This is a genomic window from Leisingera sp., from assembly GCF_034669605.1.
Lineage (GTDB): Bacteria > Pseudomonadota > Alphaproteobacteria > Rhodobacterales > Rhodobacteraceae > Leisingera.
The window spans coordinates 1-23,958 of the sequence record NZ_JAXMOX010000056.1; the positions used below are offsets into that span (position 1 = coordinate 1).

Here is a 23,958-nt window from a genome sequence, read left to right on the forward strand (position 1 = left end):
GCAGGGGCGGACTTGGAAAAGCTGATGCCGATCGGGGCCAGAAGCTCATGCAGGGACGGCAGATGCACCGCTCCGGGGAAGCGCGCGGTGGCCGGATCCATCGAGCCTTCGGGGCGCAGCACGTTGACCAGCACATAATTCAGCACCGCCGCGGCGATGAAGTTGAACATGATGGTGGTGATCACGATATGGCTGCCGCGCCTGGCCTGCAGATAGGCAGGAATCGCGGCCCAGGCAGCGCCGAAAACCCCGGCGCCGAGCGCGGCAAAGACCAGCGCCAGCGACCAGTGCGGCCAGGGGATCAGCAGGCAAACCAGCGCCACGCCCAGGCCGCCCAGCATCGCCTGGCCTTCGCCGCCGATGTTGAACAGGCCCGCATGGGCAGCAACCGCCACCGCAAGGCCGGTGAACATGAAGTTGGTGGCGTAATAGAGCGTGTAGCCCCAGCCATAGGTCGAACCCAGGGCGCCATCGACCATCAGTTTGACCGCGGCCACCGGGTCTTCGCCGATCCCGAGGATCACCAGCGCCGACAGCAGGGCGGCCAGAGCCAGGCTGATCAGCGGGATCAGGACCACATCGGCCCATTTCGGCATCTTGTCCATTACGCGGCCTCCCCCGCGACACCGGCCATCAGCAGGCCAAGCTCTTTCTCGTCGGTCTGATCCGCCGGGCGCTCGCCCATGATCATGCCGTCAAACATCACCGCAACGCGGTCCGCCAGAGACAGGATTTCCTCCAGCTCGACCGAGACCAGCAGGATCGCCTTGCCCTGGTCGCGCAAGGCCACGATCTGTTTGTGAATAAATTCGATGGCGCCGATATCGACACCGCGGGTCGGCTGGCCGATCAGCAAAAGCTCCGGGTTGCGCTCAATTTCACGGGCCACCACGATCTTCTGCTGGTTGCCGCCGGAAAAGCTTTTGGCGGCCAGCCAGGGATCGGGCGGGCGCACGTCGAACTTCTCCATCTTGGCTTCGGTATCGGCCCGCAGGGCGGCATTATCCATCAAGAGGCCGCTCTGATAGGCCGGATCGCGGTGATAGCCGAAGGCCACATTCTCCCAGGCGTGGAAGTCCATGATAAGGCCCTCGCGCTGGCGGTCCTCCGGCACATGGCCGATACGGGCATGCCGCCGCGCACTGGCGTCCGATCCCGGACCGCGCAGGGGCAGGGGGGTGCCATGCAGTTTGATGCTGCCGCTGCCTGCGCGCATGCCGCCCAGAACTTCCAGCAGCTCTGACTGGCCGTTGCCGGCCACGCCTGCGATGCCGACAATCTCGCCCGCGCGCACCGTCAGGTCGATGCCTTTGATGCGTTCAACGCCGGCTTCATCCACCACCCGCAGGTTTTCAATCTCAAGGATCGGCGCGCCAGGCCGGGCCGGCACCTTGTCCACCCGCAACAGCACTTTGCGGCCCACCATCAGTTCGGCCAGGTGTTCGGGGCTGGTTTCCGCAGTCTGGACGGTGGCGGTCATCTCACCGCGCCGCATAACAGAAACCGTATCGGTATACTCCATGATCTCCCGCAGCTTGTGGGTGATCAGGATGATGGTCTTTCCCTCGGCCCGCAACCGGTCGAGAATGCGGAACAGCTGGTCGGCCTCGGACGGCGTCAGCACGCCGGTCGGCTCGTCCAGGATCAGGATCTCGGCCTTGCGGTAGAGCGCCTTCAGGATTTCAACCCGCTGCTGCGCGCCGACGCCGATCTCGTCGATACGCTTGTCGGGGTCGACGAACAGCTCGTATTCCGCCTCCAGCGCCTTCAGCTCCTTGCGGGCACGGCGCAGCGAGGGCATCAGCAGACCGCTGTCCTCCGCCCCCAGCACGATGTTCTCCAGCACGGTGAAATTCTCCACCAGCTTGAAATGCTGGAACACCATGCCGATGCCCGCGGCAATCGCTGCCTGGCTGTCGGGGATCGCGGTCCGTTTGCCCTTGATCCAGACCTCGCCCCTGTCGGCCTTGTAAAAGCCGTAGAGGATCGACATCAGCGTCGACTTGCCGGCACCGTTTTCCCCGATGATCCCGTGAATGGTGCCGGGGGCGACGCTGATGGAAATGTCCTTGTTTGCCTGGACCGGGCCAAAAGCCTTGGAAATGCCTTTGAGTTCAATGGCGGGGGCGGTCAATCGGGCTCTCCCATGCCTGTAAAGCCGATCAGCCGCACCACCTTGCCGTCTTCAAGATCGGCAAAATACTGGCCGCGCATCATCCGCTTGCCGTCTTTCTCAAAATCCACCGTGGCACGGGCATGGCCACGGTGCGCCGAGACGGCAACCACCGTGGCCGCGGCTCCGGGCATCATCGCGCTGAACTGTGCGACATACTCCAGATAGGCGCCGCGGCTTTCGATCGGGGCGGGGCAGTTGGGATCGGAGTAGTAGAAACGTGGCCCGATGGCCGCATCCGTTTTTGCGGCGCGGGTTTCGGGCGATGGGCCGCCCCAGGCCGCAAACAGAGTGTGAAGGGAACCTGTCATGGCCTGGGGCTTTCTGTTCAGAAGCTCATCGCCGGGCAGCTGTCATCCGACATGTAGTCATGCACCTTGATCTCGCCAGAGGCGATCTTGGCCGCGGCATCGTCCACCGCGGCCTGCATCTCAGCGGACACCAGCGGTGCGTTGTGCTCGTCCATGGCATAGCCGACACCGCCATTGGCCAGTCCCATGACCGAGAAGCCGGTTTCCATGTCAGCGCCATCGGAGAACGCCTCGAAAACCGCGTTGCCGACCTTTTTGGTCATCGAGGTCAATACCTTGCCCGGATGCAGGTGGTTCTGGTTGCTGTCGACACCGATCGACAGAATGCCTTCGTCGGCGGCGGTCTGCAGCACCCCGACACCAGTGCCGCCGGCCGCGGCGTAAACCACGTCAGCGCCCTGGCTGATCTGCGCCTTGGTCAGCTCAGACCCTTTCACCGGGTCGTTCCAGGCCGCCGGAGTGGTGCCGGTCATGTTGGAAATCACCTTGGCGTCCGGGTTGGCGGCCTTCACGCCCTCGGCATAGCCGCAGGCAAACTTGCGGATCAGCGGGATGTCCATACCGCCGATAAAGCCGACAGTGTTCGATTTCGACGCCATCGCCGCCATCATGCCAACCAGATAGGAGCCTTCGTGCTCGTTGAACACAACCGAGCGCACGTTGTCGCCTTCAACCACCATGTCGATGATGGTGAATTTTGTGTCCGGGTAATCGGCAGCCACCTGGCCCAGGGCATCGGCAAAGGCAAAGCCGACCATCACAATGGGGTTGGCGCCGGCCTCGGCAAAGCGGCGCAGCGCCTGCTCTCGCTGGGCTTCGGATTGCAACTCGATCTCGCGGTAGCTTTCGCCGGTCTCTTCGGCCCAGCGCTGGGCGCCGCCATGCGCTGCCTCGTTGAAGCTCTTGTCGAATTTGCCGCCCAGGTCGAAGATCAGCGCGGGTTCGGCCAGCGCGGCGCCTGCGGTCAGGGCCAGCGACGCGGCCGCGCCCATCAGCGATTTCATCAGGGTCATCAGGTCAACTCCCACTGTCATTATTGTTGGGTGCAGCGGGATTTTCCGCTGCCCGGCCCCGTTCAGGCCTAAAAGGGTGCGGCAATTTAGCCTGCTCGGCAGGCGGGGGGTCAACTGCTTTTTGACCATTTGGTGCGAAATCCGCGCAACTGGCCTAGCGTAAGGCTTTTCTCATCAGCAGCGCATCTGCGGCTTCTGCGCCATCCCGGCGGTAATAGCCGGCCCGGCGCCCGCATTCCGCGAATCCGCGGGCCTGGTACAATGCCTGCGCCGGGGCGTTGTCCGCGGCCACTTCCAGGAAGACCTCTGCCGCCCCGCGGTCCCGGACGGCTGTTTCCCAGCCCGCCATGCAGTCCTGTGCCAATCCCTGGCGCCGATGCGCAGGATGGGTGGCAATGGTCAGCAGCTCCGCCTCATCCGCGATCACCCGCCCCAGGGCAAAACAGCGTGAATCACCGGCGGTAAAAACCAGCGGGCTGTCCAGCAGGGAGGCAAACTCCGTGGCGGTCCAGGGGCGGGATCGGGTAAAGGCCGCGGCATGGGTCGCGGCCATCTTCTCGGGTGTCAGCGGGTCACTCATCAATCAGCGCGGGCGGAACGTCACTGGAAGGCGCCGCATCAGCTGCGCGCAGATACAACGGCGCAGGCGGCTCGGCCACGCTGCGGAACCGGGCCGCGGCATGGCGCGCAATGGCCTCGGCAATCCCTGCCGGGCTCGCCTCGGGGGCAAAGGCCAGTCCGGCACCGCGGGCGGCGTCCTCAGCCTCCTGACGCAGCATCAGACGCGGTGCTTCGCCGGGCAAGGCAGCATAGACCTGATCGCGCGGCGCCGGCACCGCGGGCAGGGTGCCATCGGCGGCGCGGGCCTCAAAGCCGTCAACCCCCACAGCCGGAACCTCCAGCCCCAGTGCCAGTCCGCGGGCGGCGGAGACGGCGATGCGGATGCCGGTGAAATTACCGGGACCGATGCCAACGCCAATCGCATCCAGATCCTGCCAGGCGGCCCCGCCCTCGGACAGCACCTCCTCCAGCAGAACCATCAGCCGCTCGGCCTGGCCGCGGGTCATGTCCTCCAGCCGGGACACCAGCAGCCGGTCCCCGCGCAGCAAAGCGGCCGCGCAATGCGCGGCCGATGTGTCAAAACCCAGAACCAGCGGTTCAGCAGTCATCAGATGTCCTTTCGCAACCGCTCAGACGGCAACCGGGCGCACCTCGGTGACTTCCGGGATGTAATGGCGCAGCAGGTTCTCGATGCCCATCTTCAGTGTCAGGGTCGAGGACGGGCAGCCCGCACAGGCGCCCTGCATATGCAGATAGACCACACCGCGGTCAAAGCCGTGGAAGGTGATGTCGCCGCCATCCTGCGCCACCGCCGGGCGCACGCGGCTGTCCAGCAGTTCCTTGATCTGGTTGACGATCTCGGCGTCCTCGCCGGAATGTTCGGCATGGCCCGAGGCCGGATCGGCTGAGCCGTCCGCCATCACCGGCTGGCCGGACTGGTAATGCTCCATCACCGCGCCCAGAATGGCGGGTTTGATGTGGTCCCAGTCAACGCTGTCCGCCTTGGTGACGGTCACAAAGTCATTGCCAAAGAACACGCCGGTCACGCCCTCAACCGCAAAGATGCGGGAAGCCAGCGGCGAATTGCCCGCGGCATCGGCGCTGGGAAAGTCGGCGGTGCCTGCTTCCAGAACGGTCTGGCCCGGCAGGAATTTCAGCGTCGCCGGGTTGGGCGTGGATTCAGTCTGAATGAACATGTCGGGTCTCCGTTATGCGTGCCCCCGATATGCGCTCTGCGCGGCTTTAAGTCAAGATTTGGAACTATTCTAAATTGTGCGGGCAGCGGCGTGGTCCAAAGCCTGCTCCAGCCGGTCGTCGCCCCAGAACAACTCTGTCCCGATCGTAAAGCTGGGCGCGCCGAAAATACCTGCGGCGCGGGCCGCATCCGTCTGCACACGCAGTGCCGATTTGATGCCGGGCGATTGCGCGCGCTCGATCAGGGCTGCATCAAGCCCAGCCTTGTGCAGGCAATCCAGCAGAACGGGTTCAGCGGAGATATCCGCGCCGTCGCCGAACTGGGCCCGGAACACGGCCTGCGCAAAGATTTCGATGCGGTCCTGCTCCGCTGCGGCCAGCGCCAGCCGTGCGGCCTTCAGCCCGTTTTGGGGAAACGGATCGGGTCGGCGGAACCGCAACCCGCGCGCCGCGCAGATCCGCTGCATGTCGCGCCACATGTAGCGGCCCTTGGCCGGATAGATGTTGAAGGGGGAGGTGTCCCAGCCCTGGGCGGTAAAGATGGGCCCCAGCAGAAACGGTTTCCAGGCAACAGCGACGCCCCGTGCCTGGGCGGCGCTGCTGATCCGCATCGCGCTGAGATAGGAGTAGGTGGAGGCAAACTCGAACCAGAAGGTGACACTGCGCCCCATTGCCTCTGCCTCCTGCCGGTCAGGTAATGGTTTCCAGCTTTTCTTTCGACAGGTCGCCCGGCACGATGGTGATCGGAACCGGCAGGGTGCCGGAATTCTTGGTCAGCTGGGTGACCAGCGGTCCCGGCCCCTTGCGCCCGGTGCCTGCACCCAGCACCAGCACGCCGATTTCCGCGTCGTCTTCGATATATTGCAGGATTTCCGGCACCGGTTCGCCTTCGCGGATCACCAGTTCCGGATCGACGTTCTGGCGGTCGCGCATCCATTTGGCGAAGACTTCGAAATGGGAGTGGATCCGCTCGCGCGCTTCCTCCCGCATCACTTCGCCGACACCGATCCAGTGGTTGAATTCGTCCGGCGGGATGACCGACAGAATCGTCACGCCCGCGCCGGTGTGCGCCGCCCGCATCGCGGCAAAGCGCATCGCGTTCAGGCATTCGCGGCTGTCATCCAGGACCACTAGGAATTTGCGCATCTTCGCTCTCTCGTTGTTCCACCGCGGATCATGGCGCAAGCAGGCGCATCAGGCAATAGAGCCACAGCTGCCAAGCCGCTGTATTAATCTGGCTCTAGGCCGGCGGCGGTCCGCGGCCAGTGAATGCTCCCGCTGCCGCAGGGCTCTCCGGCTGTGCCGGAAACCCATCGGCGGCATTGGGCCGGGCGCCGCGCGTCCGCGCGGCGCGGTACCGCGCAGATGCGCGCTGTGCGTCACCGCCGGCCGGAGGCCCAATCCCAGTACATCTCGCGCACCCGCTTGGCGACCGGACCCGCCTGGTACTTGCAATCGTCAAACGCAGTGACCGGGGTCACCTTGCTCATATTGCCGGAAAGGAAGATCTCGTCGGCCTCTTCAAAGTCCTGATAGCCCAGCACGCATTCGTTCACGGTGAGGCCATCGGCCCGCATGTTGGCGATGTGGCGGGCGCGGGTGATGCCGGCCAGGAAGGTGCCGTTGGGGATCGGAGTGAACACCTCGCCGCCGCGCACCATGAAGACATTGGACGTCGCGGTCTCCGCCACATTGCCCATCGCATCCAGCACCAGCGCATTGGAGAACCCCTTGCTGCGGGCCTCCCGCAGCATCCGGGCATTGTTGGGATACAGGCAGCCGGCCTTGGCGTTCACCACCGCGTTTTCCAGCACCGGCCGGCGGAAGCGGGTGCGGGTGAGCGTAGCAGCGGCGGTTGCCGGCGCCATCGGGATTTCCTCCAGGCTGACCGCAAAGCACGTGCTGTCAGCCCTGGGGGCGATCAGGGTCTCATCGCCGTCGGTGGCCCAGTACATCGGGCGGATATAGACCGCAGCACCGGGTGCAAACCCCTCCAGCCCCTCGCGGACCAGCTCCGCCATCTGTTCTGCCGGCAGCGCAGGCGTCATCATCAGCGCCTCGGCCGAGGCATTGGTGCGGGCGCAGTGCAGGTCCAGATCCGGGATCATCCCGTCAAAGAACCGCGCGCCGTCGAAGACCGAGGATCCCAGCCACATTGCATGATCCGCGGCCCGCATCACCGCCAGGTTGCCGTCATGCCATTTGCCGTCGAAATAGGTCCGGATGCTGCTGCCTGCTGCCATTGTACTGCCCTCGCTTTACGATGCGGAAACTAGGCAGAGTCTGCACGACCGTCCAGACATGCTTGCTTGACAGGCGGATGGAATAGCTGTCTCGATGCGCTTATTCTGCATCTTTTTTATTGATTTTTCATCGGCTTAACGGTCGCGAACGGCAGGAAGTGACGCGGCGTCTTATAGGTCAGCATTGCTGCCCATTTGTTTCGCGCGCGAAACATTCGGACAGAATTGCTGACCTATTCAACCTATGCGTGTTGTGGCGGCAGGGTCCGGCGCGCCGGAAGGCGCGCCCCGCCCAACCGGGGCCGCGCATCCTGAGGCGCGCAGGCCCGGGCGGGAGTGCCCGGTCCCGCTTGCTTACGCAGCCGGTTTCAGTCCGCTCTTGCCCAGAACCGCCCCGGCGTCCTGCTGCCATCGGGCTTTCAAGCCGGCATTCGGGGTGCGGCGCAGGCCGATGGCCTTCAGCCCTTCGAACTTTTCCGAAGCTTCCTGGCCGAAGCTTGCCGCAACCCGCGGCCACCAGTAATCCGCCAGCTCTTGCAGCGCCGGCGCGCCTTGCGCCTCAACCAGTTGCATCAAGCCTTCTTCGGCCAGTTCCGCATGGTGCGCCTCGACCGGCAGAATAGCGCGGAACGCTTCGGCCAGCGGCTGGTAGGAGACATGCGACAGCTCCTCCAGCTGCAGCGTCACAGCACGGCCCATCAGAAGGTTCATCATCACCGCATCCGCCCAGCCTTCCAGCGGGTAGTTGAACACCGCCAGCCGCATGTCGTGCTTGGTCCGGCTCTGGCCGATATCGGCATCGCGCTCCAGCCGGGCGGTCCAGGGGTGGTGGTCGGCATAGCGCTCGGTGTCGGCGCCGAATTCCCCCATGATACGCAGCACCTTGTCGGCATGATCGGTCTTTTCCAGCACGATGCGGGCGGCGGCAATGCGGGCCTTGATGCCGGGGCCTTCGTTGATGATGTCGGCAAAGCCGGCGGCGCCCGCCAGCTCGCTGTCGACAAAGGTCGCCATTATCTTCAGCAGCTCGGCGCGGTAGCGCGGCGGCACGTTGGACGGGTTGCTCAACACGCCGCCCTGGGCCAGATAGCTTTCGATGCTCATCTCTTCTGTCATGGTCTTGCTCCCTCGCTGTTGCCGTTACTGGTCGTAGTCGACCACGACATTGTCCGTCACCGGATAGGCCTGGCAGGACAGCACATAGCCCTTTTCGACCTCGTAATCCTCCAGCGCGTGATTGGCGACCATTTCGACCTCGCCCTCCAGCACCTTGCAGCGGCAGGTGGAGCAGACGCCGGCCTTGCAGGCGTATGGCGCGTCCATAGCGTTTTCCAGCGCTGCATCGAGCAGGGTCATGTCCTTGCCCATCTCGATGGTCTGGGTGGCGCCGTCCAGGGTAATGGCGGCCTTGGTCTGATTGGCGCCGGTCCCTGCATCCGCTGACTGAACCTTGCGTTTGGCGCGGCCCGGCTGGGCAGAGGCGAACAGTTCGAACTTGATCTGGCTGTCGTCCAGCCCTGCGGTGCGCAGCGCCGCGGCGATGCCCAGCATCATCGGTTCCGGACCGCAGATGAAGGCGGTGTCGACCGATTTGATGTCGATCCAATGCTCGAACAACTGGGCGCATTTGTCTTCGGTCACCAGGCCGGTGAAAAGGTCGATTTCCTGCGCATCCGTTTCCAGCACATGGATCACGTTGAAGCGGCCCATGTAGAGGTTCTTCAGATCCTCCAGCTCCTCGCGGAACATGATCGTGTTCACGCCCTTGTTGGCGTAGACCAGCGTGAAGGAGGCGTTTGGCTCGGCCGCCAGTGTGGTCTTGAGGATCGACAGCACCGGAGTGACGCCGGAACCGCCTGCAAAACCCAGGTAGTGCTTTTCGGCGCCTGCGTCGAGCGGGGTGAAGAAGCTCCCCATCGGCGGCATAGCCTGGAGGGTGTCGCCCGCCTTCAGTTCGGTATTGGCCCAGGTCGAAAAGGCGCCGCCGTCGACACGTTTGATGCCGACCTGCAGGATGCCCTCATCGCGGCCTGCACAGATCGAATAGCTGCGGCGCAGCTCCTCGCCGTCAAAGTCGCGGCGGAAGGTCAGATACTGGCCTTGGGTGAAATTGAACTCTTCAGCCGCGCCGTCCGCGGGCTTCAGGGTGACAACCACCGCATCGCGGATGGTCTTGCGGACGTCGGTGACTTCAAGGTCGTGAAAGCGCGCCATCAGGGTCTCCTCAGATGCACTTGAAATAATCAAAGGGTTCGAGGCAGTCCTGGCAGCGCCAGTGGGCCTTGCAGGGGGTCGAGCCGAATTGGCTGACCTTGGTGACATGTTTGCTGCCGCAGTTCGGGCATTTTTCCGGGCCGCCGGCAGCCTGGGGCGGGGCGATACCGTAAGCCTCCAGCTTGGCGCGGCCTTTTTCCGACAGCCAGTCGGTGGTCCAGGCGGGGGAGATCCGGGTTTGCAGTTTCAGATCGGTAATGCCGCGGTCGCGGAGCGCGGTTTCGATATCCAAGGCGATCACCGCAGTTGCCGGGCAGCCGGAATAGGTCGGGGTGACGCTGACAACCAGGGTTCCGCCCTCCCAGGCCACATCACGGATAATGCCGAGATCCACCAGCGAGATCACCGGAATTTCCGGGTCCGGCACGGCGTCAAGCCACTCCCAGATCCGGGCGGTGCTTGGCTGAGTTGTCACTTGGCTCATGCGGTTATCCCTTTTGGCTGTCCCGCCCGGCGGAAACGCCGGGCAGCGCCCGTTCCGCCCCCCCCCACGGGAGGCAGGCGTTCAAAGCCCGCCCTACGGGGACAGGCGCTGCCCTTAATTCGTCATCAATCCCGTTACCACTTGGCGCCCGGGTAGGCGCGCTGCAGCCATTGCATCTGGGTCAGAAGATGGCCCAGGTGCTCGGTGTGCATCGCACCGTTCCGCCCGCCCTTATGGGCAAAGCGGCTCTCCGGGACGGTCAGCGTCGCGTCGCTCAGGATGCGGGTGACCAGCGCGTCGTATTCCTCGCGCAGGGCCGCCGGATCGGGGGCGATGCCAGCCTTGACCATCGCGGCGTCCACGTCATCAGACTGGAACATCTCACCCGCGTAGGGCCACAGATAGTCCAGCGCCTCTTGCATCCGGCGGTGGCTTTCCTCGGTGCCGTCGCCCAGGCTCACCACGGTATCGGCGGAGCGCTCCAGGTGATAGGCGACTTCTTTCGAAGCCTTCTCGGCAATCGCCGCGACCCGTTCGTCGGAGGATTTCATCAGCCGGCCCAGCTGGATCGAGTGCCAGGCGTCAAACAGGAACTGGCGCATCAGGGTGCGGCCGAAATCGTGGTTCGGCACCTCTGCCAGCAGCACATTGCGGAAATCCCAGGCGTCGCGCAGAAAGGCGAGGTCGTCGGCGGATTTTCCTTGGCCTTGCACTTTAGCGGCGAGGCCAAGCCACATCTGGGTCTGGCCGATCATGTCCAGCGCGGTGTTGGCCAGCGCGATGTCTTCCTCCAGCGCCGGCGCGCGGCCGCACCATTCGCTGGTCCGGTGGCCCAGGATCAGGGTGTTGTCGCCCATCCGCAGCAGGAACTGCAGAAAGGCCTCATCCTTGGAAAGCGGCGCGGCCATCACATCGCCCCCACGTCTTCGGGAATGTCAAAGAAGGTCGGGTGGCGGTAGACTTTGGACTCGGCCGGTTCATAAAGCGGGCCTTTGTCGCTGGGAGAGGAGGCCGCGATGCGGTTGGCCTCGACCACCCAGATCGACACGCCTTCATTGCGGCGGGTATAGACGTCGCGGGCGTTCTTGATCGCCATTTCGGCGTCCGGCGCATGCAGGGAGCCGACGTGGCGGTGGCTCATCCCGTGCTGGCCGCGGATGAAGACTTCCCAGAGGGGCCATTCGTTTTTCATATCTCTAATCCTCCTGGCTGAGGGGGGCGCCGCACGGCAGGCCGGAGCGCCGGAATGCTTGGGGTTATTCGGCGGCGTGCTTTTGCGCGGCTTTCTTTCTGGCATGGGCCAGCATTCCGTCGCGCACCCAGGCGCCGTCGTCCCAGGCCTTGTTGCGGGCGGCGAGCCGGTCCACGTTGCACGGGCCGTTGCCCTGGATCACCTCAAAGAACTCGGACCAGTCCGGGTCGGTGTAATCGTAATGGCCGCGTTCCTCGTTCCATTTCAGATCCGGGTCGGGGACAGTCAGGCCAAGGAACTCGGCCTGCGGCACGGTCTGGTCGACGAACTTCTGGCGCAGCTCGTCATTGGTGTTCATCTTGATCTTCCAGGCCATCGACTGCGCCGAATGGACCGAATCCTTGTCGGAGGGGCCGAACATCATCAGCGACGGATACCAAAGGCGGTTCAGCGCATCCTGGGCCATCTTCTTTTGCTCGGGTGTGCCCTCGGCCATCTTGCGGATGGCGTCATAGCCCTGGCGCTGGTGAAAGCTTTCCTCTTTGCAGACCCGGATCATGGCGCGGGAGTAGGGGCCGAAGGAGGTCCGCTGCAGCGGCACCTGGTTCATGATCGCGGCGCCATCGACCAGCCAGCCGACCGCGCCGATGTCGGCCCAGTTCAGCGTCGGGTAGTTGAAGATCGACGAATACTTCATGCGCCCGTCCAGCAGCATTTCCGTCATCTCGTCGCGGGACACGCCCAGCGTTTCCGCCGCACAGTAAAGATACAGGCCGTGACCGGCCTCATCCTGCACCTTGGCCAGCAGGATCGCCTTGCGCTCCAGCGTCGGCGCGCGGGTGATCCAGTTGCCCTCGGGCAGCTGACCGACGATTTCGGAATGGGCGTGCTGGCCGATCTGGCGGATCAGCGTCTTGCGGTAGCCTTCGGGCATCCAGTCCTTGGGTTCGATCTTCTCACCCGCGTCGATGCGCGCCTGAAAGGCGGCCAGCTGTTCGGGATCGTCCTGGGTCGCCTCGGATTTGACCATCTGAGCATACATGTCTGGGACCTCCTGCGGGTTAGGTTACACGCGTTCCAGGATCAGGGCTGTCCCCTGTCCGACACCAACGCACATGGTACACAGCGCATAACGGCCACCGCTGCGCTGCAATTGATAGGCGGCGGTCAGCACCAGCCGTGCGCCGGACATGCCGAGCGGGTGGCCCAGCGCAATGGCGCCGCCATTAGGGTTAACATGGGGCGCATCGTCCGCGATGCCAAGTTCGCGCAGCGTGGCAAGGCCCTGGCTGGCAAAGGCCTCGTTCAACTCGATCACGTCCATCTGCCCGATGGTCAGGCCGGTGCGGTCCAGCACCTTGCGGGTGGCGGGCACCGGGCCGATGCCCATGATGCGCGGCTCAACCCCGGCAGCGGCCATGCCGACGATGCGGGCCATCGGTTTCAATCCGCTTCTGGCGGCCGCAGCCTCGTTGGTCATCAGGATCGCAGCAGCACCGTCATTGACGCCGGAGGCATTGCCCGCGGTCACCGTCTTGTCCGGGCCGTTGACGCCCTTGAGCCCGGCCAGCTTTTCAGCCGAGGTGCCGGGGCGGGGGTGTTCGTCGGTGTCCACCACCAGCGGATCGCCCTTGCGCTGGGGGATCGTCACCGGGGTGATCTCGTCTTTGAAAATACCGGCCGCTTGCGCTGCGGCCCAGCGGGCCTGGCTGCGGGCGGCAAAGGCGTCCTGATCCTCGCGGGAGACGCCGTAATCCGCAGCGACGTTGTCGGCGGTCTGCGGCATCGAGTCGGTGCCGTACATCTTCTCCATCTTGGGGTTCACAAACCGCCAGCCGATGGTGGTGTCATAGACCGCATTGGCGCGGGTGAAGGCGGCGGTTGCCTTGGGCATCACAAAAGGCGCGCGGCTCATGCTTTCGACGCCGCCGGCGATGGCCATATCATAATCGCCCGCCTTGATGCCGCGCGATGCCATGCCGACCGCGTCCATGCCGGACGCGCAAAGCCGGTTGATGGTGGTGCCGGGAACGGTGGCGGGCAGGCCCGCCAGCAGCGCCGCCATGCGGGCGACGTTGCGGTTGCTTTCACCGGCCTGATTGGCGTCGCCCAGGATCACGTCATCCAGGCTGCCCCAGTCCGCATCCGGGTTGCGCGCGGCCAGGGCGGCAATCGGCAGGGCGGCCAGGTCATCGGTGCGCAGCTGGCTGAGGGCGCCGCCATAGCGGCCGATCGGGGTGCGGGTGGCATCGCAGATGAAAGCATCCATGGGTGTTCGCGTCTCCTGTGGCGGCGGCAGGGATAAGCCGACCGTTGGGTCGGTGATACGCCGGAAGATGATTCGCGGCAAGTTAAATGTAACGCACTTCTTCTACTCTGTGAAATCCTGTAACGCATTAGCCCGTGCGCCGTGCGGCTGACCGCTCTGCGCAAACTGAAAGACGTCGTTGGGGTATTTTTCTCCACCGATCTGAAAATGGGTCATGCCGGTGCGGCTGAACCCGTGCCGCAGGTAAAAGCCGATGGCGGGACGGTTTTCGGAATTGGTGGTTAGCCAGGGCGCATCCCAGCCCAGCCCGCGGCACAACTCCAGCCCTGCCGCCAGCAGGCAGCGGCCGGTGCCGCTGCCATGGTGGCGTGGCTGAACATAGAGCGTCGAAATCTCTGTGCAGGAGGGACCGCCAACCGGGCAGGGGCGGCCGTGGCTCAGCCGGATATAGCCGTCGATGCCCTGCTGGTTCTGCGAGACCAGAAACCGCTCCTGCGGGTCCGCCAGCGCGGCCTCGAAATGCGCCGGGGTAAAGTGGTCCAGGGCGTAATCGGAAAACTGTGCGGAAACGCCGTGGCGCAGGTAGGTGCCCAGCCAGACCTCAATCGACAGGGCAGCCAGGCTGGAGCAGTCGTGCGCCGCCGCGGGGCGGATCGGGGGCTGGGCTGAATGCATGGGGAGGCCTCTGAATATTGGAGTGAAATGCGCAATGGTTCAGTCAGTCCTGCGGGCCGGTCAAGAAACTTTGCTCGTCAAGAATGCTTCACCTGTTTAATATTGTGCCTGCATCGATAGGGGAGGCGCCGATGAACATTCTCTACATCATGTTCGATCAGCTGCGGTTCGATTACCTCAGCTGCGCGGGCCATCCGCATCTGCAGACGCCGCATATCGACGCGCTGGCGGCCAGGGGCGTGCGCTTCACCCGCGCCTATGTGCAGTCGCCCACCTGCGGCTCGTCGCGGATGTCGAGCTATACCGGGCGTTACCCCTCCAGCCACGGAGTGCAGTTCAACAGCTATCCCTTGCGGGTGGGGGAGTGGACCATGGGTGACCATCTGCGCAAGGCGGGGATGGGCTGCCACCTGATCGGCAAGACCCATATGGTGGCCGATGCCGAAGGGATGCAGCGGCTGGGGCTGGCGCCGGACAGCGAGATCGGCGTGCGGCAGTCGGAATGCGGCTTTGACCCCTATGTGCGCGATGACGGGCTGTGGGCGGAAGGGCCGGACGGGTTCTATGACGCAAAGCGCAGCCCCTACAATGAGTACCTGAAGGGCAAGGGCTATCCCGGCGGCAACCCCTGGAACGATTTTGCCAATGCCGCGGTTGAGGGCGGGGATGTGGCGTCGGGCTGGTTCATGGTCAATGCGGACAAGCCCGCCAATATTGCCGAGGAGGACAGCGAAACCCCCTGGCTGACCACTCAGGCGATGGACTTCATCGCACAGGCGGAAGAACCGTGGTGCGCGCATCTCAGCTATATCAAACCGCATTGGCCCTATATCGTGCCCGCGCCTTATCACGGCATGTACGGGCCGGAGCATGTGCTGCCGGCGGTGCGCTCAGATGCTGAGCGCGAGGACGCGCATCCGGTGTTTCAGGGCATGATGAACAACCAGATCGGCAAAACCTTCAGCCGGGACGAGGTGCGCGGCAAGGTGATCCCCGCCTATATGGGGCTGATCAAACAGGCCGACGACCAGATGGGCCGCCTGTTCGGCTGGCTGGAGGACACCGGCCGGATGCAGGACACGATGATTGTGGTGACTTCGGATCACGGTGATTATCTGGGCGATCACTGGCTGGGGGAGAAGAACCTGTTCCATGACCCCTCCATCAAAGTGCCGCTGATCATTTACGATCCGCGCGCGGATGCGGATGCTGCACGTGGAACAACCTGCGATGAACTGGTCGAGGCGATCGACCTGTTGCCGACCTTCCTGGACGCGGCGGGCGGCGATCCGGCACCGCATATCCTGGAGGGGCGCTCGCTGATGCCGTTCCTGCGCGGGGAAAGCCCGGAATGGCGGGACTATGCCATTGCCGAGTTCGACTATTCCACCATGCCGCTGTGCGAAAAGCTGGGACTTGAGCCCAAGGATGCGCGGCTGTTCATGGTGGCGGACAAACGCTGGAAGTTCATGCACGCCGAGGGCGGGCTGCGTCCGATGCTGTTCGACATGGAGAACGACCCGGACGAACTGTTGGATCTGGTCAAAGGAGCAGCTCATCAGGAGGTCATCGATCTGATGTATGACCGGCTGCTGACGTGGGGCCTCAGGATGTCGCAGCGGATCACCCTGTCGGATGCGCAGATCAAGGCGCGGCGCGGCACATCCGGCCGCAAGGGTATCCTGCTGGGGGTCTATGAGGCCGGCGAGCTGGCCCCGGAGCTGACAGAGAAATACCGTGGGCCGGTGCCGCGCGGCTGACACCGCTCTTTCATCTTGCCAAAAATACTCCGGGGGAGCCCGCAGGGCGGGGGCAGCGCCCCCGATCCGCGTTGCCAGCCGATCACAGCGGGCCTAAATTGGCGCAAATGCAGCAAGGGTGCGATATGGCAGGGCAGACGGAACAGGTTCTGAACGCAATTCTCCAGGACATCGAGGCCGGCCGGCTGGTGCCAGGCGCGCCGCTGGAGGAGGGCGATCTGGTGGACCGCCACGGGGTGTCCCGCACGCCGGTGCGCGAGGCCTTTATCCAGCTGGAGGCAATCGGGCTGATCAAGCGGCTGCCGCGCAAAGGCGCGGTGCTGTTCAAGCCGACGCTGGAGGAATTCCTGGCGATTCTGGAAGTGCATGCCCGGCTGGAAGGGCAGGCCGCGGCACTGGCGGCGCGGCGGCTGTCACCAGCACAGGCCAGCGAGCTGGACGCGGCAGTTGCCGCCTGCGCGCGGCATGCAGCGGAGCAAGGCGATGGTGATCCGGCGGGCTATTACCAGCTGAACCTGAGGTTTCATGCCTGTGTGGCCGAAGGGTCGGGCAATCCGTTTCTGGTCGAGATGATCAAAACCAACGCCCGCAAGCTGATGGCCTATTACCGGGCGCGCTACCGCTATCCCGGCGCCATTGCGCAGTCGGCCAGGGAACACCGGGAGATTGCCGCGCTGATCTTAGCTCATGACGGTGAGGGGGCGGAGGCGGCGATGATCTCCCATGTTCAGTTCGATCAGGTGACGGTGATGGACTTGCTCGCCGCATTGGGCTGAACGGAGCCTTGCGGCTCGGTGCCTCCGGCGGGAGTATTTTTAACCAGAAAGAAGCGGTGGATCAGCTCTGCCGGGCCTGTTCGAAGAAACGCGCGAGGCATTCGGCAAAGATTTTCTGGTCGGCGCGTCCGGCAAGGCTGTCCAGCGCGCGGGCGTAGACATTGGAACCAAGGGTTTCGCGCAGCTCTTCGGTCAGGGCGGTGATGAAATCGTGGCTCATCTCCGGGTGGTGCTGGGTGGTGAAGATATGGCGCCCAAGGGTGAAGCCGCTATTGATGCCGCCAGAGGTGCTGAAGGGGCTGGCCCCTTCGGGCAGGGTGGCAACGCATTCACAGTGCGCGCCGTAGAGATTTACCTCATCCGGCAGGCCGCCGGCCCAGCCGGGGCGGTTCAGCAGCTGGTTGCGGGTCAGCCCGTGCACCCAGCCGTCCGGGTTGTGATCAAGCGTGCCGCCAAGTGCCAGGGCGATGGCCTGATGGCCGAAACAGGCGCCGAACAGCGGAAAGCGGCGGCAGTGGGCCGTGCGGATCAGCTTTAGCAGCTGCGTGATCCAGGGCGCGCCGGAGCGGACCGAGGCCGGGCTGCCGGTGATCATTGCGCCGTCAAAGGCAAACAGGTCCTGCGGGAATGCGCCGTCTTTCACGGAGAACTCAGAGGTGCGCCAATCCGGCCGCGCCATCTGTATGAGGCCGGTAAATTTCTCGCCGTCCTTCGGGCGGGCCTGGGCAAACGTGCTTTCGTCGGTGTTGGTCATCAGGATGGCCAGATGCATCAGGATACTCGCAAGGTTTTCATTTACATACTTATGATGTCCATTAATATACATTGAGCAAGCAAGTCAGGGAAGCCCGCAATGACAGTCTGGACCCCCACGGATGACGGCCATGCGGATCTGAGCAGCCATGATGCCTTTGCCCAGGGTGCGCCGCACAACACCTTTGCCCGGCTGCGCCGCGAGGATCCGCTGCATTGGACCGAATATGCAGGCGGTGAAAACTTTTGGTCGGTCACCCGCTATGACGACATCACGGCGATGAACAAAAATACCGAGGTGTTTTCCTCGGCCCGCGGGATCCGGATGGAGGATCAGTCTTACGAGGAATACCTGGCGCGGCGGACCTTTCAGGAAACCGACCCGCCGGAGCATTCCAAGGTGCGTATGAAGCTGCTGAAAGCGTTCTCAAAAACCACAATGGCGCAGTATGAGAAGGATATTCGGGATTTGTGCGCGGATATTCTGGATCAGGCGCTGGCCAAGGGGGAGTTTGACGCCACCAAGGAAATCGCCCGGCAGCTGCCGATGCGGATGCTGGGCCGGGTGGTGGGCCTGCCGGAGGCGGACCTGCCCTGGCTGGTTGAAAAAGGCGATGCGCTGATTGCCAATACCGACCCGGATTTCACCTCCCATGTGCTGGACAAGATGCAGACGGATGAGTTCCGGATGATGCCCTTCAACTCCCCCGCCGGGGCGGAGCTGTATGTCTATGCCAGGGAGCTGATGGAGGCGAAGGCGAAGACGGGCGATACTGCGGGGGTGCTGAACCTGATCCTGGAACCGGCCAAGGATGGCTCGGTGATTACCGGGGACGAGTTCCGTAATTTCTTTTGCCTGCTGGTGGCGGCGGGCAATGACACCACGCGATATTCGATTGCCGCGGGCATTCAGGCGATGTGCCATCAGCCGGAGCTGCTGGAACAGATGCAGGCGGGCGGCGCGGTCTGGGAGACGGCGGCGGATGAGATCATCCGCTGGGCCACACCGGCGCTGTATTTCCGCCGCACCGCGACGCGGGATGTGGAGATGCATGGCAAGACCATCCGGGCAGGCGACAAGGTGCTGTACTGGTTTGCCTCGGCCAACCGGGATGATCGGTACTTTGAAGATCCATTTCACGTGAATCTGCACCGCAGCCCGAACCGGCATCTGTCGTTCGGCCAGTTCGGCCCGCATGTCTGCCTGGGCATGTGGCTGGCGCGGCTGGAGGTGACGGTGCTGTTTCAGGAACTGGCCCGGCGCATCCGGCATATCGAACCCGCCGGGCCGCACAAGTTTCTGCGCTCAAACTTTGTGGGCGGGATCAAGGCGCTGCCGGTGCGGGTGGAAGCTGCGTGAACCTCAGCCCCTTCCAAAGGGAAGATTCTGCAAAAAACCGATATATATGTTAAGCAACAAGGCACGGGAAACGATGCCGAAGACAGTCCAACAGGGAAGGACCTTGTTCCATGAAGACCCGCCTGCGCGCGATGTTTTGCGATCACCTCAGCATCATGCGGGGGAAGTATCTGCCCAATTCCAAGATCGGTGATGACTCGACCCGGTTCTGCCGCTCGGTCTTTGGCACCCACTATGACAGGGACCTGCTGGATGCGCCGGGTGCGATGGTCAAGCAGGGCCTGCCGGATATGGAGCTGAAGTGGCTGCATGACGATATCCGCGACAGCTGGCATGCTTCGACCAAGGTGGTGCTGGGGGATCTGTACGACGATGCGGGGGCGCCGCTGCCGCTGTGCCCGCGCGGCACGCTGAAGCGGGCGGTGGCAGACTGGCGGAAACACGGGCTGACGCCGAAAGTCGGGATTGAGCTGGAAGCCTTTGCGCTGCAGGCGGATGATCGCGGGCGGCTGATGCCCTATGACGCGCCGGGCGGCGTGGTTTACGGCACCGGCCCCTTTGCTGATCCCCTGCGATTCAATGACCGGATCTGGGCGATGGCGGATGACATGGGGTTCAGTCTCGACATGATCACGGCGGAATTCGACAGCCCGCAGTTTGAATACACGCTGACCTTTGACGACGCGGTGAAGGCAGTAGATGACATCGTGCTGTTCCGCCTGATGGCGCGCGAGGTGGCGCTGGAATACGGCATTGTCCTGACCTTCATGCCGAAACCGGTGGCCGAGGCCGGCGGTTCGGGCATGCATATCAACTTTTCCTTTGCGGATGAGGCGGGCGGCAATGCGCTGTCCGCGGGGCCGCGGGGCGGGCCAGAGCATATGAACGATCTGGCGCGCGGCTGTCTGGCGGGCCTGCTGCATCACCACAAGGGGCTGGCGGGGCTGATTGCACCCAGCGCCAACAGTTACATGCGGCTGCAGCCGGGGTCGCTGTCGGGGTATTGGCAGAACTGGGGCGGCGATCATCGCAATGTGACCACGCGGATCAGTTCCGAGGGCGGCGCCAAGGCGCGGCTGGAGCACCGGATGGCGGATGCCTCGGCCAATCCCTACACGGCAGTGGCGGCGGTGCTGCAGGCGGCGCGGCTGGGGGTGGAGAACGGCCACCAGCTGCCGCCGATGGAGACCGGCGACGGCTTTGACCGCACCGATGCGCGCGAGGGCACCGCAGTGGATCTGAAGGGCGCGGTTGGCGATCTGGAGCGGGATACTGTGCTGGCAGAGGCCGTGGGGCCGGAGCTGGTTGCCAGTCACGTCTTCATGAAGCGCAAGGAAGTGCGCAAGACCCGTGATCTTGAGGGCGACGGGATGCGCGATTTCTACGTGCATTTCATCTGAGTTTCTATATGCCGCAACCGCGCCGCGCCAGCGGCGCCGCCGAAGGCGCGGGCCCGAAGCATTTGCTTCAGGTCCGCCATGGCATTTCGCGGTGCCCGGACCTTGCGGCCCGGGCGCGGGCGGCGTTTGGCGCGGGTGTCAGCCCGCTGCCGCCAGGCCTGCGTCCAGGGCGGACAGGATGGTCGCGGCTTCGGCCTCGCTCAGCACCAGCGGCGGTGACAGGATGATATTGGGGCCGGAGACCCGCACCATCGCGCCGGCCTTATAGGCCGCTTCCTGCAGCCTGCCGGTGGACGCCTTGTCCGCCGCTGCCTTGCTGGTGCGGTCGGACACCAGTTCCACAGCGCTCATCAGGCCGTGACCGCCGCGGACATCGCCGATCAGCTCGTATTTTTGTTGCAGCGCCAGCAGGCCCTCATGGATCTGGGTGCCGCGGGCGGCGGCATTTTCGGGCACGTTCAGGCGCAGGGTCTCTTCCAGGCAGGCCAGAGCGGCAGCCGCCCCGACCGGATGGCCGGAGTAGGTGTAGCCATGGCCGATGGCGGCCTTGCCGGTGGTGTCCTTCTCGAAGACCTCGGTCATGCGATCTGCGATCATCACCGCCCCGAAGGGGAAGTAGCCGTTTGTGATCGCTTTTGCGGTGCACATCATGTCCGGCTGCACGCCCCAGTGGCGCGAACCGGTCCAGGAGCCGGTCCGCCCGAAGGCGGTGATCACCTCATCGGCGATCAGCAGGATGCCATGTTTCGTGCAGATCTCGCGCACGCCGGGCATGAAGCTGGAATGCGGCGGGATCACCCCGCCCGCACCCAGGATCGGCTCCATGATGAAGGCGGCGATGGTGCCTGCGCCCTGGAAGGCAATTTCATCCTCCAGTGCCTGCAGGCAGAACTGGGCGAGGCGTTCGGGGTCGGTCTCGTTGAACGGGTTGCGGTAGGCATAGGGCGCCGGGATGTGATGGCAGCCGGGCAGCAGCGGTTCGTACTGGGTGCGGAAATTGGCATTGCCGTTGACGGAGGCGCCGCCCATGTGGGTGCCGTGATAGCCCTTTTTCAGGCTCAGGAATTTGGTGCGGCCGGCCTCGCCGCGGATCTTGTGGTACTGACGGGCCAGCCGCAGGGCAGTTTCCACCGAATCCGAGCCGCCGGAAGTAAAGAAGGCGCGGGTAAGCCCATCGGGTGCAAAGAATTTGCGCAGTTCCTCGGCCAGCTGGATTACCTGGTCGTTGGTGGTGCCGCGGAAGGTGGAGTAATAGGGCAGCACATTCAGCTGCGCGGCAATCGCGTCCTTCACCGGCTGGCAGGAAAAGCCGAGGTTCACGTTCCACAGGCCGCCGACCGCATCGACCACTTCGTGCCCGTCGACATCGGTGATCTTCACGCCTTGCGCCGAGGTGATGATCGCGGGCGGGTTGGCGAGGCTGTCGCCGGGATGCGCCATCGGGTGCCAGAGCGATTTGGCGTTGTGTTCTTTCAGGAAGTTGGAGTCTTTCATGGGGTCAGCTCCTGGATGTGGCCCCGAGTGGGACCTGAGATGGGGAAGTCAGGCGGCGCTGTCCTGCGGATAGTCTGCAGGCGCCGAGCCGCCGATGCGATGGGTGAGGGCGGCACCCGCGCGGCGCAGGGCAGCGGGGATTCCATGTGTTTGTTCCGGGGTCATGCGGGAAACCGGCGCGGCCACGGCGAGCGCCCCGATCACCTGGCGGTCGGGGCCGAAGACCGGCACAGCGTGGGAATGCACATCCGCCTCAAAACCGCCGATGGATTGCGCCATGCCGGCGCTGCGGACATCTGCCAGCTGGGCACGGATTTCCTGCGGATCGGTAAGCGTTTCAGATGTGTGGGCCTGCAATGGCTGCGCCAGCGCCGCGTCAACAAAGCCGGGGTCGGCATAGGCCAGCACCGCCATGCCGGAACTGGTGCCGTGAAAGGTCAGCACCTCGGCGTCCTCCATCATCACCTTGGTGGCATGGCGCGGCGAATAGGCGTGCGACAGCGAGTTCAGCTGGCTGCCCTGCAGGAGCGAGAGGTGGGTTGTTTCACCGGTTTCGTCGCTCAGATCGCGCAGCACCCGGCGGGACACGGAGAGAATCGGAACCGCCGCCTCGCGCAGGGCAGCCAGACGCAGAACCTGCGGGCCGAGCCTGTACATGCGGTCGCCGTCTGTCTGTTCGACAAAGCCTGCGACCTGCAGCTCGCTCATCATCCGGTAGACCGTTGCCTTGTTCATGCCGGACAGGCGGGTAAGGTCGCTGAGCCCGATCCCGGTCCGGCCGTGGTTAAAATATGTCAGTAATGACAAGGCTTTGGATACCGTTCCCATGCGCCTGTTCATTCTCCCTGTTTGATCTTGGCAGGTGGCGACTTCGGAAAAAGACGCACCTTGGATGCAATTTTCTTGACAGATAACGGGGCGGGCTGTCAATCTAAATTCAAACCAAGGGTTCGGATAATGAACCATCGGCAAAAGGCCGAAATGAAAACTGGGAGGAAAGTCATGAAACTTAAAACCCTCATGAAAGGGGCCGCCGCTGCGGCGGCGCTGGGGCTGAGCGCGGTTGCGGCGCAGGCCGACTATCCGGAGAAGCCGGTGAATTTCATCGTGCCGTGGCCGCCGGGTGATCTGGAGGATGTGCTGACGCGGATGATCGCAGAGGATTTCCAGAACGAATACGGTGTTGCGGCAGCTGTCGTGAACAAGCCGGGCGGCGGCGGCGGTCCGTTCCCCGGCGCCATTGAAGTCGCCAACGCGCCGAGCGATGGCTACACCGTCGGCTCCTTTGTGATCGGCGTGCCGGTGATGGGCCACCAGATCGACATCCCGCCGCTGACACCCGAGAAATTCGACCCGCTGGGGATCTTCCTGACCTATCCCTTTGTCATCGCGACCTCGGGCAATGCGCCCTACAGCTCGATGGAAGAGCTGGCGGCCTATGCCAAGGAAAACGACGTGGCGCTGGGCCATTTCGGCGATGTGCTGACGCCGACCCAGGTGACCAAGGCCTATGCCAAGAATGCCGGTTTCGAATGGGGCTCGGACGCGGCCTTTGATGCACTGGATTGCAACACACTGGCCTCGGGAGATGCGGATGTGATCAACACCACACTGCAGCTGGTGCTGCCCTGCCTTGATGACATCAAGGTGCTGGTCTCGATCACCGACGAGCGTATCCCGCTGGCGCCCGATGCGCCGACCATCGGCGAGCTGGACAAGAGCCTGGACATCGCCCTGTGGAACGGGCTGTTTGTCACCAAGGACACCCCGCAGGATGTGCGCGACAAGATCATCGCCGTGGCCGAAAAGACGGTGATGAGCGAACGCGCGCAGAACGTTGCCAAGGAAACCGGCGCGCTGGTTTACTGGCAAAACGCAGGGGACAGCGCCGCCCGGGTTGCCAATGACATCGGCACCATGGCCCGTATCAGCGGCCTGCTGTCGGAGTAATCCTCCCCCGCGGCATCGGGGTCTGATTGGTCCCGGTGCCGTTTCACTCGCGCGGACAAAGAATTTCACACATGGCTTCGGAACGTGAACACCGCTTTGCCGGACCGCGGCGCGGACAGCAGGTTTTTGCCCTCTT

The 23,958-nt window shown here is 63.9% G+C and carries 26 protein-coding genes; 5 read left to right on the plus strand and 21 right to left on the minus strand.

The features are described from left to right. The 18 genes from VOI29_RS09135 to VOI29_RS09220 all read right to left on the minus strand — a co-directional run. Positions 1-605: ABC transporter permease (locus tag VOI29_RS09135; protein WP_416361503.1), on the minus strand; the 605-nt coding region annotated here is incomplete at its 3' end. After that, positions 605-2,134: an ABC transporter ATP-binding protein gene (locus VOI29_RS09140; protein WP_323778061.1), complete on the minus strand. Its 1,530-nt coding sequence runs from the start codon at positions 2,132-2,134 to the stop codon at positions 605-607. The genes VOI29_RS09140 and VOI29_RS09135, both read right to left, overlap by 1 nt. Next, positions 2,131-2,484, minus strand: coding sequence for a nuclear transport factor 2 family protein (locus VOI29_RS09145; protein WP_323778062.1), 354 nt, complete (start codon positions 2,482-2,484; stop codon positions 2,131-2,133). Before VOI29_RS09145 ends, VOI29_RS09140 begins: the two co-directional genes overlap by 4 nt. Positions 2,485-2,501: 17 nt before the next feature. Then, positions 2,502-3,497, minus strand: coding sequence for a BMP family ABC transporter substrate-binding protein (locus VOI29_RS09150; protein WP_323778100.1), 996 nt, complete (start codon positions 3,495-3,497; stop codon positions 2,502-2,504). A 154-nt stretch (positions 3,498-3,651) separates the two neighbouring features. Further along, positions 3,652-4,077 carry a GNAT family N-acetyltransferase gene (locus VOI29_RS09155; protein WP_323778064.1) on the minus strand — a complete coding sequence of 142 codons (426 nt, stop codon included), beginning with the start codon at positions 4,075-4,077 and terminating at the stop codon, positions 3,652-3,654. Beyond that, positions 4,070-4,666, minus strand: a complete 597-nt coding sequence (gene tsaB / locus VOI29_RS09160) for a tRNA (adenosine(37)-N6)-threonylcarbamoyltransferase complex dimerization subunit type 1 TsaB (RefSeq protein WP_323778066.1) — start codon at positions 4,664-4,666, stop codon at positions 4,070-4,072. Before tsaB ends, VOI29_RS09155 begins: the two co-directional genes overlap by 8 nt. Positions 4,667-4,687: 21 nt before the next feature. Continuing rightward, the gene (locus VOI29_RS09165; RefSeq protein WP_323778068.1) at positions 4,688-5,254 is read right to left on the minus strand and encodes a NifU family protein; all 567 of its coding nucleotides are present in this window, start codon (positions 5,252-5,254) and stop codon (positions 4,688-4,690) included. Between the two features lie 69 nt (positions 5,255-5,323). After that, a complete protein-coding gene (locus VOI29_RS09170; RefSeq protein ID WP_323778069.1) occupies positions 5,324-5,923 on the minus strand; it encodes a 2-hydroxychromene-2-carboxylate isomerase in 600 nt (199 codons plus the stop codon). A gap of 19 nt (positions 5,924-5,942) precedes the next feature. Beyond that, positions 5,943-6,398: a universal stress protein gene (locus tag VOI29_RS09175; RefSeq protein ID WP_323778071.1), complete on the minus strand. Its 456-nt coding sequence runs from the start codon at positions 6,396-6,398 to the stop codon at positions 5,943-5,945. A 233-nt stretch (positions 6,399-6,631) separates the two neighbouring features. Further along, positions 6,632-7,495: a branched-chain amino acid aminotransferase gene (locus VOI29_RS09180; protein WP_323778073.1), complete on the minus strand. Its 864-nt coding sequence runs from the start codon at positions 7,493-7,495 to the stop codon at positions 6,632-6,634. 354 nt (positions 7,496-7,849) lie between these two features. Further along, positions 7,850-8,611: a Phenylacetic acid catabolic protein gene (locus VOI29_RS09185; protein ID WP_323778075.1), complete on the minus strand. Its 762-nt coding sequence runs from the start codon at positions 8,609-8,611 to the stop codon at positions 7,850-7,852. 24 nt (positions 8,612-8,635) lie between these two features. After that, the gene (gene paaE, locus VOI29_RS09190; RefSeq protein ID WP_323778077.1) at positions 8,636-9,709 is read right to left on the minus strand and encodes a 1,2-phenylacetyl-CoA epoxidase subunit PaaE; all 1,074 of its coding nucleotides are present in this window, start codon (positions 9,707-9,709) and stop codon (positions 8,636-8,638) included. 10 nt (positions 9,710-9,719) lie between these two features. Next, the gene (gene paaD, locus VOI29_RS09195; protein ID WP_323778079.1) at positions 9,720-10,193 is read right to left on the minus strand and encodes a 1,2-phenylacetyl-CoA epoxidase subunit PaaD; all 474 of its coding nucleotides are present in this window, start codon (positions 10,191-10,193) and stop codon (positions 9,720-9,722) included. A 134-nt stretch (positions 10,194-10,327) separates the two neighbouring features. Then, entirely contained in the window at positions 10,328-11,101 is a 774-nt protein-coding gene (gene paaC, locus VOI29_RS09200) for a 1,2-phenylacetyl-CoA epoxidase subunit PaaC (RefSeq protein ID WP_323778081.1), read from the minus strand. Continuing rightward, positions 11,101-11,385 (minus strand): 1,2-phenylacetyl-CoA epoxidase subunit PaaB, encoded by a 285-nt coding sequence (gene paaB, locus VOI29_RS09205; protein ID WP_024089017.1) that lies wholly within the window; start codon positions 11,383-11,385, stop codon positions 11,101-11,103. The genes paaC and paaB overlap by 1 nt, the downstream gene beginning before the upstream one ends. Before the next feature lie 64 nt (positions 11,386-11,449). Next, on the minus strand, positions 11,450-12,427 hold the full coding sequence (paaA, locus tag VOI29_RS09210) for a 1,2-phenylacetyl-CoA epoxidase subunit PaaA (RefSeq protein ID WP_323778083.1): 978 nt from the start codon (positions 12,425-12,427) through the stop codon (positions 11,450-11,452). A gap of 24 nt (positions 12,428-12,451) precedes the next feature. Then, complete coding sequence (gene pcaF, locus VOI29_RS09215; protein ID WP_323778085.1) at positions 12,452-13,654, minus strand: 3-oxoadipyl-CoA thiolase; 1,203 nt, start codon at positions 13,652-13,654, stop codon at positions 12,452-12,454. A gap of 102 nt (positions 13,655-13,756) precedes the next feature. Further along, the gene (locus VOI29_RS09220) at positions 13,757-14,329 is read right to left on the minus strand and encodes a GNAT family N-acetyltransferase (RefSeq protein WP_323778087.1); all 573 of its coding nucleotides are present in this window, start codon (positions 14,327-14,329) and stop codon (positions 13,757-13,759) included. Between the two features lie 131 nt (positions 14,330-14,460). Here VOI29_RS09220 and VOI29_RS09225 point away from each other — a divergent pair, with 131 nt between their 5' ends. Both VOI29_RS09225 and VOI29_RS09230 read left to right on the plus strand, forming a co-directional pair. Then, complete coding sequence (locus tag VOI29_RS09225) at positions 14,461-16,089, plus strand: sulfatase-like hydrolase/transferase (RefSeq protein ID WP_323778089.1); 1,629 nt, start codon at positions 14,461-14,463, stop codon at positions 16,087-16,089. 125 nt (positions 16,090-16,214) lie between these two features. Continuing rightward, positions 16,215-16,865 (plus strand): GntR family transcriptional regulator, encoded by a 651-nt coding sequence (locus tag VOI29_RS09230; RefSeq protein ID WP_323778090.1) that lies wholly within the window; start codon positions 16,215-16,217, stop codon positions 16,863-16,865. Between the two features lie 61 nt (positions 16,866-16,926). Here the strand turns inward: VOI29_RS09230 and VOI29_RS09235 are convergent, their stop codons facing one another. Further along, positions 16,927-17,637 carry a type 1 glutamine amidotransferase gene (locus VOI29_RS09235; RefSeq protein WP_323778091.1) on the minus strand — a complete coding sequence of 237 codons (711 nt, stop codon included), beginning with the start codon at positions 17,635-17,637 and terminating at the stop codon, positions 16,927-16,929. 81 nt (positions 17,638-17,718) lie between these two features. On the opposite strand from VOI29_RS09235, the gene VOI29_RS09240 reads away from it, so the two are divergent. Together VOI29_RS09240 and VOI29_RS09245 are read left to right on the plus strand one after the other, a co-directional pair. Continuing rightward, positions 17,719-18,978 carry a cytochrome P450 gene (locus VOI29_RS09240; protein WP_323778093.1) on the plus strand — a complete coding sequence of 420 codons (1,260 nt, stop codon included), beginning with the start codon at positions 17,719-17,721 and terminating at the stop codon, positions 18,976-18,978. A gap of 110 nt (positions 18,979-19,088) precedes the next feature. Beyond that, positions 19,089-20,378: a glutamine synthetase family protein gene (locus tag VOI29_RS09245; protein WP_323778095.1), complete on the plus strand. Its 1,290-nt coding sequence runs from the start codon at positions 19,089-19,091 to the stop codon at positions 20,376-20,378. A 138-nt stretch (positions 20,379-20,516) separates the two neighbouring features. Here the strand turns inward: VOI29_RS09245 and VOI29_RS09250 are convergent, their stop codons facing one another. Next, positions 20,517-21,872, minus strand: coding sequence for an aspartate aminotransferase family protein (locus VOI29_RS09250; protein ID WP_323778097.1), 1,356 nt, complete (start codon positions 21,870-21,872; stop codon positions 20,517-20,519). 48 nt (positions 21,873-21,920) lie between these two features. Continuing rightward, positions 21,921-22,700, minus strand: coding sequence for an IclR family transcriptional regulator (locus tag VOI29_RS09255; protein WP_323778102.1), 780 nt, complete (start codon positions 22,698-22,700; stop codon positions 21,921-21,923). Between the two features lie 174 nt (positions 22,701-22,874). Between VOI29_RS09255 and VOI29_RS09260 the strand changes: the two genes are divergently transcribed. After that, positions 22,875-23,822, plus strand: coding sequence for a tripartite tricarboxylate transporter substrate-binding protein (locus VOI29_RS09260; protein ID WP_323778099.1), 948 nt, complete (start codon positions 22,875-22,877; stop codon positions 23,820-23,822). Positions 23,823-23,958 lie beyond the last annotated feature (136 nt).

Coding starts and splice junctions, on each gene's coding strand:
- VOI29_RS09145 (WP_323778062.1), bottom strand. CDS start 2,484: ATGACAGGTTCCCTTCACACTCTGTTTGCGGCCTGGGGCGGCCCATCG.
- VOI29_RS09150 (WP_323778100.1), bottom strand. CDS start 3,497: ATGACCCTGATGAAATCGCTGATGGGCGCGGCCGCGTCGCTGGCCCTG.
- VOI29_RS09155 (WP_323778064.1), bottom strand. CDS start 4,077: ATGAGTGACCCGCTGACACCCGAGAAGATGGCCGCGACCCATGCCGCG.
- tsaB (WP_323778066.1), bottom strand. CDS start 4,666: ATGACTGCTGAACCGCTGGTTCTGGGTTTTGACACATCGGCCGCGCAT.
- VOI29_RS09165 (WP_323778068.1), bottom strand. CDS start 5,254: ATGTTCATTCAGACTGAATCCACGCCCAACCCGGCGACGCTGAAATTC.
- VOI29_RS09170 (WP_323778069.1), bottom strand. CDS start 5,923: ATGGGGCGCAGTGTCACCTTCTGGTTCGAGTTTGCCTCCACCTACTCC.
- VOI29_RS09175 (WP_323778071.1), bottom strand. CDS start 6,398: ATGCGCAAATTCCTAGTGGTCCTGGATGACAGCCGCGAATGCCTGAAC.
- VOI29_RS09180 (WP_323778073.1), bottom strand. CDS start 7,495: ATGGCAGCAGGCAGCAGCATCCGGACCTATTTCGACGGCAAATGGCAT.
- VOI29_RS09185 (WP_323778075.1), bottom strand. CDS start 8,611: ATGACAGAAGAGATGAGCATCGAAAGCTATCTGGCCCAGGGCGGCGTG.
- paaE (WP_323778077.1), bottom strand. CDS start 9,709: ATGGCGCGCTTTCACGACCTTGAAGTCACCGACGTCCGCAAGACCATC.
- paaD (WP_323778079.1), bottom strand. CDS start 10,193: ATGAGCCAAGTGACAACTCAGCCAAGCACCGCCCGGATCTGGGAGTGG.
- paaC (WP_323778081.1), bottom strand. CDS start 11,101: ATGGCCGCGCCGCTTTCCAAGGATGAGGCCTTTCTGCAGTTCCTGCTG.
- paaB (WP_024089017.1), bottom strand. CDS start 11,385: ATGAAAAACGAATGGCCCCTCTGGGAAGTCTTCATCCGCGGCCAGCAC.
- paaA (WP_323778083.1), bottom strand. CDS start 12,427: ATGTATGCTCAGATGGTCAAATCCGAGGCGACCCAGGACGATCCCGAA.
- pcaF (WP_323778085.1), bottom strand. CDS start 13,654: ATGGATGCTTTCATCTGCGATGCCACCCGCACCCCGATCGGCCGCTAT.
- VOI29_RS09220 (WP_323778087.1), bottom strand. CDS start 14,329: ATGCATTCAGCCCAGCCCCCGATCCGCCCCGCGGCGGCGCACGACTGC.
- VOI29_RS09225 (WP_323778089.1), top strand. CDS start 14,461: ATGAACATTCTCTACATCATGTTCGATCAGCTGCGGTTCGATTACCTC.
- VOI29_RS09230 (WP_323778090.1), top strand. CDS start 16,215: ATGGCAGGGCAGACGGAACAGGTTCTGAACGCAATTCTCCAGGACATC.
- VOI29_RS09235 (WP_323778091.1), bottom strand. CDS start 17,637: ATGCATCTGGCCATCCTGATGACCAACACCGACGAAAGCACGTTTGCC.
- VOI29_RS09240 (WP_323778093.1), top strand. CDS start 17,719: ATGACAGTCTGGACCCCCACGGATGACGGCCATGCGGATCTGAGCAGC.
- VOI29_RS09245 (WP_323778095.1), top strand. CDS start 19,089: ATGAAGACCCGCCTGCGCGCGATGTTTTGCGATCACCTCAGCATCATG.
- VOI29_RS09250 (WP_323778097.1), bottom strand. CDS start 21,872: ATGAAAGACTCCAACTTCCTGAAAGAACACAACGCCAAATCGCTCTGG.
- VOI29_RS09255 (WP_323778102.1), bottom strand. CDS start 22,700: ATGGGAACGGTATCCAAAGCCTTGTCATTACTGACATATTTTAACCAC.
- VOI29_RS09260 (WP_323778099.1), top strand. CDS start 22,875: ATGAAACTTAAAACCCTCATGAAAGGGGCCGCCGCTGCGGCGGCGCTG.